Source organism: Aeromicrobium erythreum, assembly GCF_001509405.1.
GTDB classification, from domain to species: Bacteria; Actinomycetota; Actinomycetes; order Propionibacteriales; family Nocardioidaceae; genus Aeromicrobium; species Aeromicrobium erythreum.
In genome coordinates this window covers 194,006-209,742 of record NZ_CP011502.1, presented here as the reverse complement: position 1 = coordinate 209,742, position 15,737 = coordinate 194,006, and the positions used below count along the sequence as shown (strand labels likewise).

The following is a 15,737-nucleotide window of genomic DNA, read 5'->3' as shown; positions in this document are numbered from 1 at the left end:
TCAGCGGCTGGGGCGGCGCCAGACGGTGAGCTGGGTCTGCTGCGCCAGCACCGGCAGGTTCTGCACCGTGCCGAGCGCGTGGTGCGCGGCCGCGAGCTCCGTCTGGAGCTCGGCGACCTTCTGCTGGAGGGCCAGCACCTGGTTCTCGAGCGCGATCACGCGCTTCACGCCCTCGAGGCCCAGGCCCTCGGCGGTGAGGCGCGCGACGGTGCGCAGGAGCTCGACGTCGCGCAGCGAGTAGCGACGACCGCCGCCCCCGGTGCGACCGGCCTCGACGATGCCGAGCCGGTCGTAGGTGCGCAACGTCTGCGGGTGCAGCCCCGACAGCTCGGCCGCGACGCTGATGACGAACACCTTCGCGTCGGGACCCGGCGGGGTGAAGGGCATGTCGGTCATGCCGTCCCGACCTCCTCGAACAGGCCGTCACGCGGGGTGGCGGCGCCGCGCGCCTGACGCAGGGCCTCGACCGCCGCGCGCTGGGCGTCGTCGAGGTCGGTGGGTACCTGCACCTCCACGGTGACCAGCAGGTCGCCGCGGGTGCCGGCCTTCGTGGCCGCGCCCTTGCCCTTGGCGCGGAACGTCCGGCCCGACGGTGTGCCCGCCGGGACCTTCAGCCGCACCGGGGGGCCGTCGAGCGTCGGCACGCTGATCTGCGCGCCGAGGGCGGCCTCGTCGAACGCGACGGGCACCGTGATGGTCAGGTGGTCGCCCTTGCGTCCGAACATCGTGTGCGGCTCGACGTGGACGAGCAGGAACAGGTCGCCGTCGGGCGCACCGCCCTCGCCGCGTCCGCCCTTGCCCTTGAGCCGGATCTTCTGGCCGTCCTTCACCCCGGCCGGCACCCGCACCTGCAGGGTGCGGCTCGACGGGGCACGGCCCGTGCCGCGGCAGGTGGCGCACTCGTGCTCCACGACCAGGCCGCGACCGCGGCACTGCGAACACGGCTCGGTCATCGCGAAGACACCACCGGACGCGCTCGTCTGCATGCCGCTGCCCTGGCACTTCGTGCACACCTTCGGCACCGTGCCGGGCTTCGCGCCCGTGCCGTGGCAGGTCGGGCAGGCCTCGTCGCTCGTCATCCGCAGCGGGAGGGTCGCGCCCTCGACCGCCTGCTGGAACGTGATCGTCGCCTCGGTCTCGATGTCGTCACCGCGACGTCCCTGCGGCGGGCGACGACGTCCGCCGCGACCCCCGCCGCCGAAGATGCCACCGAGCAGGTCGCTCAGGTCGAAGTCCGTCGCGTTCTGACCGCCGTAGCCGCCGCCGGGCTGGCCGAAGCCACCCTTGAACTGCCCGAACAGCGTCCGCTGCTCGTCGTACTGCTTGCGCTTCTCGGGGCTCGACAGGACGGCGTACGCCTCGGAGACCTCCTTGAAGCGCTCCTCCGCGGCCTTGTTCCCCGGGTTGGAGTCGGGGTGGTTCTCCCGCGCGAGCCTGCGGTAGGACTTCTTGATCTCGTCGGTCGACGCGTCCTTGGACACGCCCAGCGTCTTGTAGAAGTCCTTGCTCGCCCAGTCACTCGGGTTGCTCACGGCTCACCCCTTCCTCTCGTGTCGCGATGGTCTCTGGTGGTGCGGGCGGGGCGGCGACCGTGGTCGCCGCCCCACCGCCGCTCACTCGTCGTCGGAGGTCTCGGCCGACGTGGCCGGCGCGTCGCCCTCGGCGGGCTCGACGACCCCGACCTGCGCGTGCCGCAGGACCTCGTCGCCGACCTTGTAGCCGGTGCGCACGACCGGGCCGACCGACGTGACGCTCACCTCGGCGGACTCGCCCGCCGCGAACAGCGCCTCGTGCAGCCGGGGGTCGAACGGGTCGCCCTCGGCACCGAACGCCTCCAGCTTGTGCGCCTTGAGCGCCTGCGTGAGCGCGTCGGCGACGGCCTTGAAGCCGCCCGAGAGCTCACCGTGCTGCTCCGCGCGGCCGATGTCGTCGAGCACCGTCAGCAGCGAGCGCAGCACCGCGGCCTCGCCCTGCTGGCGAGCCTGCGCGCGGTCGCGCTCGACCCGCTTGCGGTAGTTGACGTACTCGGCCTGCAGCCGCTGCAGGTCGGCGGTGCGCTCCGCGAGCTGCTGCTCGGCGGTCGGTTCGGTCGGCGCGTCGTCGGACGCAACCTCCTCGACGACCTCCTCCTCGCCCGTCGGCACCTCCACGGCCTCGTCGGCCACTCCCTCGCCGGAGGTCTCCGGGGAGGGGGTGGTGCCCTCGGGCTCGGACGTCACTTCTTCTCCTCGTCGTCGACGATCTCGGCGTCGACGACGTCGTCGTCGGAGTCGGTCGACTCACCGGCGGGAGCGTCGGTCCCAGCAGCCTGCTGCTCGGCGGCGGCCGCGGCGTACATCGCCTCGCCCATCTTCGAGCTCGACTCGCCGAGCTTGGTGACGGCTGCCTGGACGGCGTCGTTGTCGTCGCCCTCGAGCGCCGACTTCAGCGCGTCGACGTCGGCCTGGACCTGCGACTTCACGTCGTCGCCCACCTTGTCGCCGTTCTCGGCGATGAACTTCTCGGTGGTGTGGACGAGCGCCTCGGCCTGGTTGCGGGTCTCGACGGCCTCGCGACGCTTGCGGTCCTCCTCGGCGTACTGCTCGGCGTCCTTGACCATCTTGTCGATGTCGTCCTTCGACAGCGCGCTGCCGCCGGTGATCGTCATCGACTGCTCCTTGCCGGTGCCACGGTCCTTCGCGGACACGTTCACGATGCCGTTGGCGTCGATGTCGAACGTGACCTCGATCTGCGGCACGCCGCGGGGCGCGGGCGGCAGGCCCGTGAGCTCGAAGGTGGCCAGCAGCTGGTTGCCCGCGGCCATCTCGCGCTCGCCCTGGTAGACCTGGATCGCCACGGACGGCTGGTTGTCGTCGGCCGTCGTGAAGACCTCGCTGCGCTTGGTCGGGATCGTCGTGTTGCGCTCGATGAGCTTCGTCATGACGCCGCCCTTGGTCTCGATGCCGAGGCTCAGGGGGGTGACGTCGAGCAGGAGCACGTCCTTGACCTCGCCCTTGAGCACACCGGCCTGGAGCGCGGCGCCCACGGCGACGACCTCGTCGGGGTTGACGCCCTTGTTGGGCTCCTTGCCACCGGTGAGGCTCTTGACGAGCTCGCTCACGGCGGGCATGCGGGTGGAGCCACCCACGAGCACGACGTGGTCGATGTCGCCCACCGAGATGCCGGCGTCCTTCACGACGTTGTTGAACGGCGCCTTGGTGCGCTCGAGCAGGTCGCTCGTGATCTTCTCGAACTCGCTGCGGCTGAGCGTCTCGTCGAGGAAGACGGGGCTGCCGTCCTGCACCGTGATGTAGGGCAGGTTGATCGACGTCGACGACGAGCTGGACAGCTCGATCTTCGCGCGCTCGGCGGCCTCGCGGATACGGGGCATGGCCATCTTGTCCTTGGTCAGGTCGATGCCCGTCTTGGACTTGAAGGTGCTGACGATCCAGTCGACGACCGCGTTGTCCCAGTCGTCACCACCGAGGTTGTTGTCACCGCTGGTGGCCTTGACCTCGATGACGCCGTCGCCGATCTCGAGCAGGGACACGTCGAACGTGCCGCCGCCGAGGTCGAAGACGAGGATCGTCTGGTCGTCGCCCTTGTCGAGGCCGTACGCGAGCGCGGCCGCGGTGGGCTCGTTGATGATGCGGCTGACGTTCAGGCCCGCGATCTCGCCGGCCTCCTTGGTCGCCTGACGCTGGTGGTCGTTGAAGTACGCCGGCACGGTGATGACGGCGTCGGTGACCGACTCGCCCAGGTACGCCTCGGCGTCGCGCTTCAGCTTCTGCAGGATGAAGGCGCTGATCTGCTGCGGGTTGAACGACTTCCCGTCGATCTCCGTCTTCCAGTCGGTGCCCATGTGGCGCTTGACGGAGCGGATGGTGCGGTCGACGTTCGTGACGCCCTGGCGCTTGGCGACCTCGCCAGCCAGGACCTCGCCGTCCTTCGCGAAGGCGACGACGGACGGGGTGGTGCGAGCGCCCTCGGCGTTCGCGATGACGGTGGGCTCGCCACCCTCCAGGACGGCGACGACGGAGTTCGTCGTGCCGAGGTCGATTCCGACGGCACGTGCCATGGTGGTTCCTCCTGCTGATCGGGTGCTGCGGGGTTCTGGAAGCTCTGGGGTCGTTGCCGGATCGCTGGCAACTGACTTGAGTCTGATCTTATCAACCTCGTTCCAGGCCGCACTATTCCGGCATCGAGGAGCACAGTGACTCTCGCTGGCGGCGCCCGCGCCAGCGCGCGGCACGCGAGGGGAGAAGCCTGGAATCAGAGGGAAAAGACGCCTGTGCATACTGTCTTTTCGATCGTCTGTTCGGTATCCTTGGAGCATGTCCAGCACCGCACTCGCCGACCGGCTCGAGGCCGTCGCCGCCGAGCTGCGCGCCTACCCGACGCCCACCGATGCGCTGCGGCTGCTGCAGGGACTCTCGAACGCGATCGACGCGGAGAAGGTGGTCCTGGTCGCGGAGGTCGATGAGCACCGGGACTTCGAGGCCGAGGGTTGCTCGAGCCTGAAGAACTGGCTGCGTGACCAGCTCCACCTCGACGGCAGACAGGCGGGCCAGCTGGTCCGCTCCAGTCGGACCCTGCGGGACATGCCCGACCTGGAGTCACTCGCCGTCGAAGGTGCCGTCTCCCTGGACCACGTCGACGCGTTCACCTACGCCGCCAAGCACATCGACCCCATGGTCGTCGAGCAGTGCATGAACCCACTGCTCGACCTGGCCACCCACGCGGCACCCACGACCGTGCGTCAAGCCGTCAAGAAGTTGCGCGCCACCGCCCACCCCGACGACCTCGACGAGGCCTGGATCAAGGGCATGGACCGCCACGACCTCAAGGTCTCCGTCGTCGGCGACGGCGTCGCCGTCACCGGGTTCCTGCCCTTCGACACCGGCACCAAGCTCAAGACCCTCCTGCAGTCCCTCTCCGCACCCACCTGCGCCGAGGACGACCGACCCATCAGCATCCGCCGCGTCACCGCCCTCGACGCCCTGCTGTCCTCGGTACTCGCCTCCGGCCTGCCCCAGGACAAGGGCATGCGCCCCCACGTCACCCTCACCGCCGACCTCGAAGACCTCGCTCACAACCCCGAGACCGCCACCGCCGAGCTCGCCGGCTTCGGCACCATCGGCCCCACGCAGCTGCAGCAGATGCTCTGCGACGCCGACCTCACCCCCATCCTGACCGCCGGCAGACACGCCGTCCTCGACGTCGGCAGAACCCACCGCCTCGCCACACCCCACCAACGCAAGGCCGTCGTCAACCGACAAGGCGGCACCTGCGCCGGACCCGGCTGCCACGGACCCGTCGTCCACGTCCACCACATCCAGTACTGGTCCGACGGCGGACCCACCGACCTCGCCAACCTCATCGGGCTCTGCCCCAGATGCCATTCCGCGGTGCACCAAGGGTTCTTCACCATCGACCCCGACACCCACCAGACCCACCGCACCCTGCGCACCCAACGCACCAGCCGCCGCGCCCGAGCCGGCTGAGCCGCTGGCGGACGACCGGGTCGTTCGCTCGGACGCTACGCCCGCACGTCGACGTCTCGCACCTATCGCGCCCGAGGATCAGACCTGGGACTGACGCTGGGAACGTCGCCAGCGCCTAGGGTCGCAAGGGTGAGGACGGAGCAGGAACGACGCCCCTGGCGGCTGGGACCACAGGCGGTGCAGTGGTTCGACGCCGCGCTCGTCGTCGGGCTGCTCGGCCTCACGGCCGTGACGTTCCTCGTCGGGCAGCCGCTCCACGTCACCGCGCTCAGCGCCCTGCAGGTGGCGCCCCTCGCGTGGCGACGCAGCAGACCCGCCACGACCTTCGCCCTCGTCTGGCTGTTCAGCGGCGTGCAGGCCCTCGTCTACGACTACCCCGCCATCGGACAGCTCGCCTACCCCGTCGCCCTGTACTCCCTCGCACGCTTCGGCCGCTCGCGCGACGCCCTCGTCGGGCTCGTGCTCAGCCTCGTCGCCACCGGCGTCGCCGCCTGGGTGTGGGTGATGGCCGGACGCTACGACGACCCGCCGCCCGGGGTCGTCCAGCCCGACCTCTCGCTCACGACCTTCCTGCCGTACACGCTCACCGTGGGTGCCATCGTCATCGCCGCGTGGGCGCTCGGCACGCAGGGCCGCATCCGACGCGCCTACGAGGACGCCCTGCTCGAACGCGGCGAACGGATGGCGGAGGAGGCCGAGCAGCGGACCCGGTCGGCCGCAGCCGAGGAGCGCACCCGCGTCGCCCGCGAGATGCACGACGTCGTCGCCCACGGCATCACCGGCATGATCGTCCAAGCCGACGGCGCGCGCTACGCCGCCGAGCACGACCCCGACGTCGCCGTCCGCACCCTCGAGACCGTCGCCTCGACCGGGCGCGAGGCGCTCACCGAGATGCGCCGCCTGCTCGGACTCCTGCGAGGAACCTCCGACCCGGAGCTGGTCCCCCAGCCGGGTCTGGCCGACCTACCCCGTCTCCTGGCCGCCGACGTCGAGGCGGGACGGGTGCGCGCCACCCTCCCCGACCCGGCGCCGGCCGTGCCGGACGGCGTCGCGCTCACCGTCTTCCGCGTCGTGCAGGAGTCGCTCACCAACGTGCGCAAGCACGCCGGTGCCGGCGCCACCGCTGCCGTCGACGTCACGGTCGACGGTCCCGACGTGCTCGTCGAGGTGGTCGACGACGGGCACGGCGCCGCGCACACGTCGACGTCGGGCGGCCTCGGCCTGGTGGGCATGCGCGAGCGGGTGGCCGTGCACGGAGGCACGCTCAACGTGGGTCCGGCACCCGGCGGTGGGTGGCGGGTGCGTGCGAGGATCCCCCGGTGAGCGCCCCGATCCGCGTGCTGCTCGTGGACGACCAGCAGATGGTGCGTGCCGGCTTCCGGATGCTCGTCGACAGCCAGCCGGACCTCGAGGTGGTCGGCGAGGCGGGCGACGGTCAGGCCGCCCTCGACCTGCTCACGCAGGTCACGGCCGACGTCGTCCTCATGGACGTGCGCATGCCGGTGCTCGACGGCGTCGAGGCGACCCGCCGCATCCTGCACGGGGACGCGCCACCCCGGGTCATCGTGCTCACGACCTTCGACCTCGACGAGTACGCGTTCGCCGCGCTGCAGGCCGGTGCGTCGGCGTTCCTGCTGAAGGACGCCGCCCCGCCCGACCTGCTGGCCGCGATCCGCGCCGTGCAGGCGGGCGACGCCGTCGTCGCCCCGTCGACCACCCGCCGCCTGCTGGACCACTTCGTGCAGCCGTCCGGGTCGCGCGCCGTGGTGAGCGGGACGACCGCCCGCCGCCTCGCCGACGTCACCGACCGCGAGCGCGAGGTGCTCTCGCTCATCGCCCGCGGCCTCACCAACCCCGAGATCGCCGCCTCGCTGTTCCTGTCGGAGGCGACGGTCAAGACGCACGTCGGACGCCTGCTCGCCAAGACCGACTCCCGTGACCGCGTCCAGCTCGTGCTCCTCGCCCTGGAGGCGGGACTGGGCTAGTCAGGAGGCGGGATCGGAGCTAGGCGGTCAGTCCTGCCAGCTCCTCCTCGAGGCGGAGGATCTCCTCCGCGACCTTCGCGCGTTCCTGCCCCGCGGACCGGCGGAGCTGGAGGTCGACGACGGTCAGCACCTGGAGCTCGTCGAGCTGGAGGAGGTCCTCCAGCGCGGTCCTCGCCGCGTTCACCGAAGGAGCGTCGTGCACGACCTCGGCGACCTCCAGCCACCGACCGAGCGCGACCTCCACACCACGCAGGATGTGCACCTGGTCGCGGAGGCACTCGAGTCGCTCGGCGCGCTCCTCAGCCGGGTCGGGACGGCGGCGCAGGAACCTCATCCAGCCTCCTCCTCAGGCATCGTCCGAGGCTAGCGCAGCCGCCGCCGTCAGACCCAGGGATGACGTCAGGACCATCCCGCGCTCCGACGACCGGAGGGGGTCCGGATCCCTAGCGTCGTCGTCATGACGACCACCACCCACGCACCGGTCGCGACGGCCGCCTCGGCCCGCGACCTCACCAAGACCTACGGCACGGGCGCTGCCGCCGTGCACGCCCTCGACGGCGTCGACGTCGACCTCGCGCCCGGACGGTTCACGGCCGTCATGGGACCGTCGGGCTCCGGCAAGTCGACGCTCATGCACTGCCTCGCCGGGCTCGACCGGCCCACCCGCGGCACGGTCACGGTCGACGGCGTCGACCTCACGCGGCTCGACGACGACCGGCTCACGCGCTTTCGCCGCGACCACCTCGGCTTCGTGTTCCAGGCGTTCAACCTGCTGCCGATGCTGACGGCCCGCCAGAACATCCTGCTGCCGCTCGAGCTCGCGGGCCGCCGGGTCGACGCGAACGTGTGCGACGACCTCGACACCGTCGTGTCCGTCCTCGGGCTCGGCGACCGGCTCGGGCACCGGCCCAGCGAGCTGTCCGGCGGCCAGCAGCAGCGGGTGGCCATCGCCCGCGCGCTCGTCAGCCAGGCGTCGATCGTCTTCGCCGACGAGCCGACCGGGAACCTCGACAGCGCCGCGTCGGCGGAAGTGCTGGCCTACCTGCGCCGCTCCGTGCGCGAGCTCGGCCGCACCGTCGTGATGGTCACGCACGAGATCGACGCCGCCGCCTACGCCGACGACGTCGTCGTGCTCGCCGACGGCCGCATCCGCTCGCACCTCGTGAGCCCGTCGCGCGCCGAGCTGGTCTCCGTCCTCGCCGGCAGCAGCCACCGGGACGCGTCGTGAGGACCGTGCTGCGCGCGTCGCTGCGCACCCACACCCGCCGGTACGTCGCCGCGTTCGTGGCCGTCATGGTCGCCGTCGGCTTCGTCATCGCCACCAACGCCGTCGGCTCGGCCGCGAAGTCGGGCCTGTCGGGCGAGGTCGAGCGCGCGTACCGCGGTGCCGACCTCGTCGTCGGCCAGGACGGCGGGCTCGACCGCAGCCAGGTGGCACCGGTCGAGCGCGCCGCGGCGGACCAGGGGGCCACCGCGGACGTCGTGGGCTCGGCGTTCACCACCGTCACCCGCGACGGGACGTCGCTCGGCCAGGACGCGTCGGTGTCGACCGTCAGCCTCGAGCCCGAGCTGCGCCGCCAGACGATCGTGTCGGGACAGGCGCCCGCGGCCGACGGCCAGGCGCTCGTCGACCAGCGCACCGCGCAGGCGGACCGCATCCGAGTCGGCGACCGGCTCGTCATCGGGACGGACGGCGACCGGCGCACCGTGACCGTCGTCGGCGTCGCGAAGGCGACCAGCTACCTGTCGGCCGACGTGTACGTGCCGTGGTCGACGCTGTCGGCGCTGCCCGACGCGCTGGCCGACGCCGTCGTCGTCGACGCCTCGGGCGACCCGGCCGCCACGGCCGCGGCGCTCGCCCGTGCCACCGACGAGCCCGTCCGCACGCAGGGGGAGTACGTCGACGCCCGCGTGGTGGCGCTGAACCAGGGCTTCGACGCCATCGGCATCCTGCTCCTGCTGTTCGCGACGGTGGCCGGCTTCGTGGCCGTGCTCGTCATCGCCAACACGTTCACCATCCTGTTCGCCCAGCGCACGCGCGACCTCGCGCTGCTGCGCTGCGTGGGCGCGACCCGCCGGCAGGTGCTGCGCTCGGTGCGGGTCGAGTCCGTCGCGGTCGCGCTGCTCGCGTCGGCGCTCGGCGTCGTCGCCGGGGTCGGCGCAGGCTACGGCATCGTCGCCGCGGTGCGTGTCCTCAGCGACGCCAGCACGTTGGGCGCGGTCGCGCTGTCGCCCCTGTGGGTCGGGGGCGCCTTCGTCGGCGGGGTCGTGGTGACCGTGGCCGCAGCCTGGCTGCCCACCCGGCGCGTCGTGCGCGTGAGTCCGCTCGCGGCGCTCCGTCCCCACGATGCCGACGTGCTCAGCCGCGCCGGCGCCGCCCGGGTCGGTGTCGGCGTCGCCATGGTCGCCGCCGGAGCCGCAGCCCTCGCGGTCGCGGTGAGGACGTCGACGCTGCCGCCGCTGCTGGTCGGCGGCATGGTGACCTTCACGGGCGTGCTGCTGCTCGGGCCGGTCCTGGTCCCGGCGCTCCTGCGGCTGGCCGGACGCCTGCTCGGCGGGACCGGGCTGGCCACCCGGCTGGCGGCCGCCAACGCGGTCCGCAACCCGCGGCGCAGCGCCGCGACCACGGCGTCGCTGCTCGTCGGCGTCACGCTCGCCACGGCTGTCCTCACCGGCATGGCGAGCGCCCGCGGCGCCCTCGACGACGAGCTGGAGGTGCAGTACCCGGTCGACGTCGCGCTCACGGGCTCCTCGACCCTGCCCGACGACGCGCTCGACCGGGTCGGTCGACTCGACGGTGTCGCTCGGGCGAGCCTCGTGCCCGGGGTGCAAGCCGAGCTGCCGGGCGCGGGCGTCGTGCCGGTGCTGACCCCCAGCAGCGGGGTGCGCGAGCTGACCCGCGACCCGTCCACCGTCGAGCCGCCCCGCCTGACGGTCCTCATCCCCGGCACCGTCGCGACGACGATGGCCGACGGGATCCCCGAGCGGCTGCGGCTCACGCGCGACGGACGCAGCGTCGAGGTGGCCACGCGGGTCGTCGGGAGCGAGTGGGGCTCGGCCGTGGTGGCCGGACCGGGGGTCGTCGAGGCCCTCGGGGGTGACGCGACGCCGCAGGCCCTGTGGGTCCGCGCCGACGACGGAGCCGACACGGTGCGCCTCACGGGCGAGGTCGGTGCGGTGGCGCGGGAGCTCGACCTGGGCGTCTCGAGCACGCTGGACAGCCGCGCGTCGATCGAGAAGCAGCTCGACGTGCTCACCTGGGCGGTCCTCGGCCTCCTGGGGATCTCGGTGGCGATCGCGCTCGTCGGCATCGCGAACACCGTCGGGCTCTCGGTGCTCGAGCGGGGTCGGGAGCACGCGCTGCTGCGGGCGCTCGGCCTGACCCGTCGGGAGCTGCGTCGCATGCTCGCGGCCGAGGGACTGCTGCTCGCGCTGGTGGCCGCGGTGCTGGGCACCGTCGTCGGCGTCGCGTTCGGGTGGGTCGGCACCGTCTCGGTCGTGACGGCCGCGGTGCAGGACGTCCCGCTGGTGACGCCGTGGGGCGAGCTGGTTGCGGTGGTCGGCATCGCCGCCCTGGCCGGGCTGCTGGCCTGCGTCATCCCCGCCCGCCGGGCCGCGAAGGTCGCTCCTGCCGAGGGTCTCGTCCTCGACTGAGCCCTCGCACCCCGCTGAATGTGACGTTTCGGGCCCTGTTTCGGGGTTTTCGGGCCCCAAACGTCACAGTCAGCGGGGAGGGGGAGGGTCAGGGGCTGGTCAGCCGGCCCACCAGCCGCGGGAGGACCAGCCACCGTCGTCGCCCGGGCCGCTGCTGCCACCGCGGCGGGTGCCGAGGTAGGACTCGACGACGGCGACGCCGAGGTCGTCGAGCTCCGGCGCGACCACCGAGCCGTCGACCTGACGGGCCATCTGGTCGATGAAGCGGGCGAGCCCCGGGTCGTCGCCCAGGCGGAAGAACGTGGTGCGGGCGCCGAGCCGCATCGACGCCTCCAGCTCGCGCACCGACAGCGCGATGGTGACCGGGTGGGGCGGGTAGCTGAAGTACACCTCGCCCGAGGACTCCAGGTGCGACGTCGGCTCGCCGTCGGTGACGATGAGCAGCACCGGCTGGGCGTTGGGGTGCTTGCGGAAGTGCCGGTTGGCGAGCAGCAGCGCATGGTGCAGGTTGGTGCCCTTGGCGTACTGCGCGTCGAGCGCGGTGAGCTGCTCGATCTCCATCGTCTCGGCGTGCCGGCCGAAGGCGATCAGCTCGAGCGCGTCGCCGCGGAAGCGGGTGCTGACGAGCGTGTGCAGCGCGAGGGCGGTGCGCTTCATCGGCACCCAGCGGCCGTCCATCGCCATGGAGAACGACGTGTCGACGAGCAGCGCCACGCACGCCTGGGTGCGCTCCTCCGTCTCCTGCACCTCGACGTCGCCGATCTGCAGCCGCACGCCGTCGCGGGCCATCGACGCGGGCGACCCGCCCTCGCCGACCGTGCGGACGACGGCGTTGGTGACGGTGCGGGTGACGTCCCAGGGCTCCGTGTCGCCGAACTCCCAGGCGCGGGTGCCGCCGGACCGCTCCCCCGCGGCGCCCGACGCGCGCGTGTCGCGCTGGCCGCGACGGCCGGAGATGGCGCTCGCGACGTCGCGCAGCAGCGCCTTGCCCAGCTGTCGCATCGCCTTGGGCGTCAGGCGCAGCCGCCCGTCGGTACCGCGCTCCATGACGCCGGACTCGCGCAACGCCTGCTCCAGCTCCTTGAGGGTGCGCAGGTCGACGCCCGCGTCGTCGCCGAGCTGGCGCGACAAGGCCTCGAGGTCGACGTCGTCGAGGGTGGACCCCCGGTGCGACTGGGCGAGCTGCTCGGCGAGCGCGTCGAGGTCGGCGAGGTCCTGGAACACGCCGGTACCGTCGCCGAGCCCGAGGCCCTGGTCGCCGTCCATCGGCGTCGAGCCGCCCCAGTCCTCGCCGGGTCGCAGCGCCTGCAGGTTGCCGTCGAGCCGGTCGAGCGCCTCGGTGAGCTGCGGCGACCCGAACGCCTGGTTCGACAGCTGCATCAGCTCGCGCCGCTGCTCGGGCGTCATCGAGTTCATCATCCGCTGCGCCGCGGCCGACCGCTGCGCCAGGGCGTCGAGCAGCTCGTCGAGGTTCTGCGGACGTTCGGGGAAGTGCTGGCCGTGCTTGGCCATGAAGTCGTCGAAGTCGGCCTGCGTGTCGACGCCCTGCTGGCGCTTCTCGAGCAGGCCGTTGAGGTCGTCGAGCATCTCGTGGACGGCGGCGCGGTCGGCGTCGGTGGCGTTCTCGAGCGCGTCCTTCATGCCCGCGAACCGCTGGTCGAGCATCTCGCGACCGAGCAGGTCCTTGATGCGCTCGAAGTCCTCGCGTGCCTGCGAGCTCTGCCACTCATAGCCGTTCAGGTCGCGCACGGCGGCGGCGGGCGACGGGGACACGTTGTCGAGGGTCAGCTCGGCGAGGGCGCGGTCGCCGTCGTCGAGGTCGACGTCGCGGGCGAGCTGCTTGCGCTCCTCGAGGAGCGCGCGGTCGAGCAGCTCGCGCACCTCGCGCAGCGTGCCGTCGAGGGCGTGCTGGCCGACCAGCTCGCGACGCTTCTCGGCCACCCGCCGGGCGAGGTCGTCGAGGCCGCGCTGGTCGGCACCGCCGCGCCGCAGGAACTCCTGGAGCGCGTGGTCGGGCGAGTAGCCGGCCATGACGTCCTCGCCGATGGCGTCGAGCGCCTCACGGACGTCGACGGGCGGGGCCAGCGGATCCGGCCCGTCGACGTACGCGCCGTACCGGGAGGCACGGCTCAGGCGACGGTTCTGGCGACTCACGAGCTCACCCGTAGACCGTCTCGCCGCCGGCCGAGTCCTTGCTGATCCGCCGGGCCAGGAACAGACCCTCGAGTGCCAGCTCGATGGCACTGGCCCGCTCGCCGTCGTTGCCCCCGCCCTCGACGCCGACGCCCACGCGGTCGCAGACCTGGTCGTAGACGTCGGACTCGCCGAGCTGGGGGAGGCCGGCGAGGAAGTCGCGGGCGCTCACCTGCTCGCCGGTCGCCACGAGCGAGCCGCCCTCGAGCGCCTCCACGAGCACCCCGAAGTCGATGCCGGTGAACAGCCCGCGCACCGTCTCGGCGGTGGCCGTGCGCAGGAGGTGGTCGAGGACGAGGTCCTCGCGGCCCTCCTCGCCGGACTCGAACTCGATCTTGCCGCCGAGCACGTCGACGGCGGTCTCGAGGTCGACGGGTCGAGCGACGGCGTCGGGCTCGCCCTGGCGGGTGGCGCGGTGCAGGGCAGCGGCGGCGATGGTCTCGGCACCGGCGATCGCGAAGCGGGCGCTGACGCCGCTGCGCTGGTCGACCGCCGACGACTCGCGCAGCGCGCGCGTGAAGCGGGCGAGGACCTCGATCAGCTGGTCGGGCACGGTCGCGACGAGGTCGGCCTCCTGGCGGATGACGGCGATCTCGTCGACGAGCTGCGTCGGGTAGTGGGTGCGGATCTCGGCGCCGAACCGGTCCTTCAGCGGGGTGATGATGCGTCCGCGGTTGGTGTAGTCCTCGGGGTTGGCGCTGGCGACGACGAGCACGTCGAGCGGCAGCCGCAGCACGTACCCGCGGATCTGGATGTCGCGCTCCTCCATGACGTTGAGCATCGCGACCTGGATCCGCTCGGCGAGGTCGGGCAGCTCGTTGATGGCGACGATGCCGCCGTGGCTGCGCGGGATGAGCCCGAAGTGGATGGTCTCGGGGTCGCCGAGGCTGCGTCCTTCGGCGACCTTCATCGGGTCGACGTCGCCGATGAGGTCGGCGACGCTCGTGTCGGGCGTGGCCAGCTTCTCGGCGTAGCGCTCGTCGCGGTGGCGCCACCGGACCGGCAGGTCGTCGCCGAGCTCCTCGGCACGACGGATGCTGGCCACGGTGATCGGCGCGTACGGGTGCTCGCCGAGCTCCGAGCCGTCGATGACCGGGGTCCACTCGTCGAGCAGCCCGACCATGGTGCGCAGGAGGCGGGTCTTGCCCTGGCCGCGCTCGCCGAGGAGCACGACGTCGTGGCCGGCGATGAGCGCCCGCTCGAGCTGCGGGACCACGGTGTCCTCGAAGCCGTGCAGCCCGGGCCACGGGTCGCGGCCCTCGGCGAGCGCGGCGAGCAGGTTGTCGCGGATCTCCGTGCGCAGCGGCTTGTGCGCGTGTCCGCTGGCGCGCAGGGCGCCGACGGTGTCGATGGTCGGGCGTGGCGTGGTGGCAGCCATGGTGTCCTCAGGCATCGATGCTCGACAGGTCTCCGTAGCGGTCGCCGCGGACGGCGTCGCGGGGCACGGCCGTCTCGAGGTCCTCGACGACGTCGGACGTCAGCTCGACCTCCAGGGCGCCGTGGTTCTCCTCGAGGTAGGCCACCCGCTTGGTGCCGGGGATGGGCGCGACGCCGACGCCGTCGCGGCCTGAGCGGCTGAGCACCCAGGCGAGCGCGAGCTGGCCGGGCGTGCAGCCGAGCCGCTCGGCGATCTCGCGCACCTTGGCGACGAGCTGCAGGTTCGACTGCAGCGCCTCGCCCTGGAAGCGCGGGAAGTACGCGGTGGTCCGGGAGTCGGACTCCTCGAGGTCGGTCTCGGCGGTGATCGCGCCGGTCAGCAGCCCACGCCCGAGCGGCGAGTAGGGCACGAGACCGATGCCGAGCTCGCTGAGGACGCCCCAGATCTCGTCCTCGAGGTGACGCGTGAACAGGGAGTACTCGGTCTGCAGCGCGGTGATCGGGTGCACCGCGTGCGCGCGGCGGATGGTCTCGGCCGAGGCCTCCGAGAGGCCGAGGTGACGCACCTTGCCGGCCTGCACGAGCTCGGCCATCGCGCCGACGGTCTCCTCGATGGGGACGGTCTTGTCGACGCGGTGCTGGTAGTAGAGGTCGATGTGGTCGACGCCGAGACGCTGCAGCGACGCGTCGCACGCGGACCGCACGTACTCGGGCTTGCCGTTGACCCCGAGGCGGGTGCCGTCGGGCAGCCGCTCGTTGCCGAACTTGGTGGCCAGCTGCACGGCGTCGCGACCCTGGCTGCTGGAGGCGATGGCCGAGCCGACCAGCTGCTCGTTGGTGAAGGGGCCGTACATGTCGGCCGTGTCGAGGAAGGTGACGCCGAGGTCGAGCGCGCGGTGGATGGTGCGCGTTGCCTCGGACTCGTCGCGGGTGCCGTAGAACTCGCTCATGCCCATGCAGCCGAGCCCCAGCGGCGAGACGTCGAGCGGCGCGGTGGTGCCGAGCGTGGTGTGCGTCGTGGTCATGGGTCCAGTCAACTCCTGCC

Annotated in this window: 13 protein-coding genes; 5 read left to right on the top strand and 8 right to left on the bottom strand. The window is 72.4% G+C overall.

Going from position 1 to position 15,737, the window contains the following annotated elements; genetic code table 11:
* From Aeryth_RS01015 to dnaK, 4 genes are all read right to left on the bottom strand, one after another.
* Nucleotides 1-396 carry a heat shock protein transcriptional repressor HspR gene (locus Aeryth_RS01015; RefSeq protein WP_067853467.1) on the bottom strand — a complete coding sequence of 132 codons (396 nt, stop codon included), beginning with the start codon at nucleotides 394-396 and terminating at the stop codon, nucleotides 1-3.
* The gene (gene dnaJ, locus Aeryth_RS01010) at nucleotides 393-1,532 is read right to left on the bottom strand and encodes a molecular chaperone DnaJ (protein ID WP_067853463.1); all 1,140 of its coding nucleotides are present in this window, start codon (nucleotides 1,530-1,532) and stop codon (nucleotides 393-395) included. The genes Aeryth_RS01015 and dnaJ overlap by 4 nt, the downstream gene beginning before the upstream one ends.
* An 81-nt stretch (nucleotides 1,533-1,613) precedes the next feature.
* Nucleotides 1,614-2,219 (bottom strand): nucleotide exchange factor GrpE, encoded by a 606-nt coding sequence (locus Aeryth_RS01005; RefSeq protein WP_067853460.1) that lies wholly within the window; start codon nucleotides 2,217-2,219, stop codon nucleotides 1,614-1,616.
* Nucleotides 2,216-4,057 carry a molecular chaperone DnaK gene (gene dnaK, locus Aeryth_RS01000; protein ID WP_067853457.1) on the bottom strand — a complete coding sequence of 614 codons (1,842 nt, stop codon included), beginning with the start codon at nucleotides 4,055-4,057 and terminating at the stop codon, nucleotides 2,216-2,218. Before dnaK ends, Aeryth_RS01005 begins: the two co-directional genes overlap by 4 nt.
* Nucleotides 4,058-4,313: 256 nt before the next feature.
* Here dnaK and Aeryth_RS00995 point away from each other — a divergent pair, with 256 nt between their 5' ends.
* From Aeryth_RS00995 to Aeryth_RS00985, 3 genes are all read left to right on the top strand, one after another.
* Nucleotides 4,314-5,483 carry an HNH endonuclease gene (locus tag Aeryth_RS00995; RefSeq protein WP_067853453.1) on the top strand — a complete coding sequence of 390 codons (1,170 nt, stop codon included), beginning with the start codon at nucleotides 4,314-4,316 and terminating at the stop codon, nucleotides 5,481-5,483.
* Nucleotides 5,484-5,612: 129 nt separating this feature from the next.
* On the top strand, nucleotides 5,613-6,806 hold the full coding sequence (locus tag Aeryth_RS00990; RefSeq protein WP_144433617.1) for a sensor histidine kinase: 1,194 nt from the start codon (nucleotides 5,613-5,615) through the stop codon (nucleotides 6,804-6,806).
* Nucleotides 6,803-7,468, top strand: a complete 666-nt coding sequence (locus Aeryth_RS00985) for a response regulator (protein ID WP_083516161.1) — start codon at nucleotides 6,803-6,805, stop codon at nucleotides 7,466-7,468. Before Aeryth_RS00990 ends, Aeryth_RS00985 begins: the two co-directional genes overlap by 4 nt.
* Before the next feature lie 19 nt (nucleotides 7,469-7,487).
* On the opposite strand, the gene Aeryth_RS00980 is transcribed toward Aeryth_RS00985, so the two are convergent.
* The gene (locus Aeryth_RS00980) at nucleotides 7,488-7,802 is read right to left on the bottom strand and encodes a hypothetical protein (RefSeq protein ID WP_067853447.1); all 315 of its coding nucleotides are present in this window, start codon (nucleotides 7,800-7,802) and stop codon (nucleotides 7,488-7,490) included.
* A gap of 123 nt (nucleotides 7,803-7,925) precedes the next feature.
* On the opposite strand from Aeryth_RS00980, the gene Aeryth_RS00975 reads away from it, so the two are divergent.
* Both Aeryth_RS00975 and Aeryth_RS00970 read left to right on the top strand, forming a co-directional pair.
* Entirely contained in the window at nucleotides 7,926-8,696 is a 771-nt protein-coding gene (locus tag Aeryth_RS00975) for an ABC transporter ATP-binding protein (protein WP_067853445.1), read from the top strand.
* Nucleotides 8,693-11,122 (top strand): FtsX-like permease family protein, encoded by a 2,430-nt coding sequence (locus Aeryth_RS00970; protein WP_144433616.1) that lies wholly within the window; start codon nucleotides 8,693-8,695, stop codon nucleotides 11,120-11,122. Before Aeryth_RS00975 ends, Aeryth_RS00970 begins: the two co-directional genes overlap by 4 nt.
* Before the next feature lie 99 nt (nucleotides 11,123-11,221).
* Here the strand turns inward: Aeryth_RS00970 and Aeryth_RS00965 are convergent, their stop codons facing one another.
* Genes Aeryth_RS00965 through Aeryth_RS00955 form a run of 3 tightly spaced genes read right to left on the bottom strand, consistent with a single transcriptional unit; the run spans nucleotide 11,222 to nucleotide 15,717 of the window.
* A complete protein-coding gene (locus Aeryth_RS00965; protein ID WP_083516160.1) occupies nucleotides 11,222-13,276 on the bottom strand; it encodes a vWA domain-containing protein in 2,055 nt (684 codons plus the stop codon).
* A gap of 4 nt (nucleotides 13,277-13,280) precedes the next feature.
* Complete coding sequence (locus tag Aeryth_RS00960; protein WP_236749790.1) at nucleotides 13,281-14,708, bottom strand: sigma 54-interacting transcriptional regulator; 1,428 nt, start codon at nucleotides 14,706-14,708, stop codon at nucleotides 13,281-13,283.
* Nucleotides 14,701-15,717, bottom strand: coding sequence for an aldo/keto reductase (locus Aeryth_RS00955; RefSeq protein WP_067853436.1), 1,017 nt, complete (start codon nucleotides 15,715-15,717; stop codon nucleotides 14,701-14,703). Before Aeryth_RS00955 ends, Aeryth_RS00960 begins: the two co-directional genes overlap by 8 nt.
* Between the last annotated feature and the right edge of the window lie 20 nt (nucleotides 15,718-15,737).

Bases quoted from the DNA above. Each gene is read 5' to 3' on its own strand.
- Aeryth_RS00975 (WP_067853445.1), top strand. From the start codon at position 7,926: ATGACGACCACCACCCACGCACCGGTCGCGACGGCCGCCTCGGCCCGC.
- Aeryth_RS00960 (WP_236749790.1), bottom strand. From the start codon at position 14,708: ATGCCTGAGGACACCATGGCTGCCACCACGCCACGCCCGACCATCGAC.
- Aeryth_RS00980 (WP_067853447.1), bottom strand. From the start codon at position 7,802: ATGAGGTTCCTGCGCCGCCGTCCCGACCCGGCTGAGGAGCGCGCCGAG.
- Aeryth_RS01015 (WP_067853467.1), bottom strand. From the start codon at position 396: ATGACCGACATGCCCTTCACCCCGCCGGGTCCCGACGCGAAGGTGTTC.
- dnaK (WP_067853457.1), bottom strand. From the start codon at position 4,057: ATGGCACGTGCCGTCGGAATCGACCTCGGCACGACGAACTCCGTCGTC.
- Aeryth_RS00955 (WP_067853436.1), bottom strand. From the start codon at position 15,717: ATGACCACGACGCACACCACGCTCGGCACCACCGCGCCGCTCGACGTC.
- Aeryth_RS00995 (WP_067853453.1), top strand. From the start codon at position 4,314: ATGTCCAGCACCGCACTCGCCGACCGGCTCGAGGCCGTCGCCGCCGAG.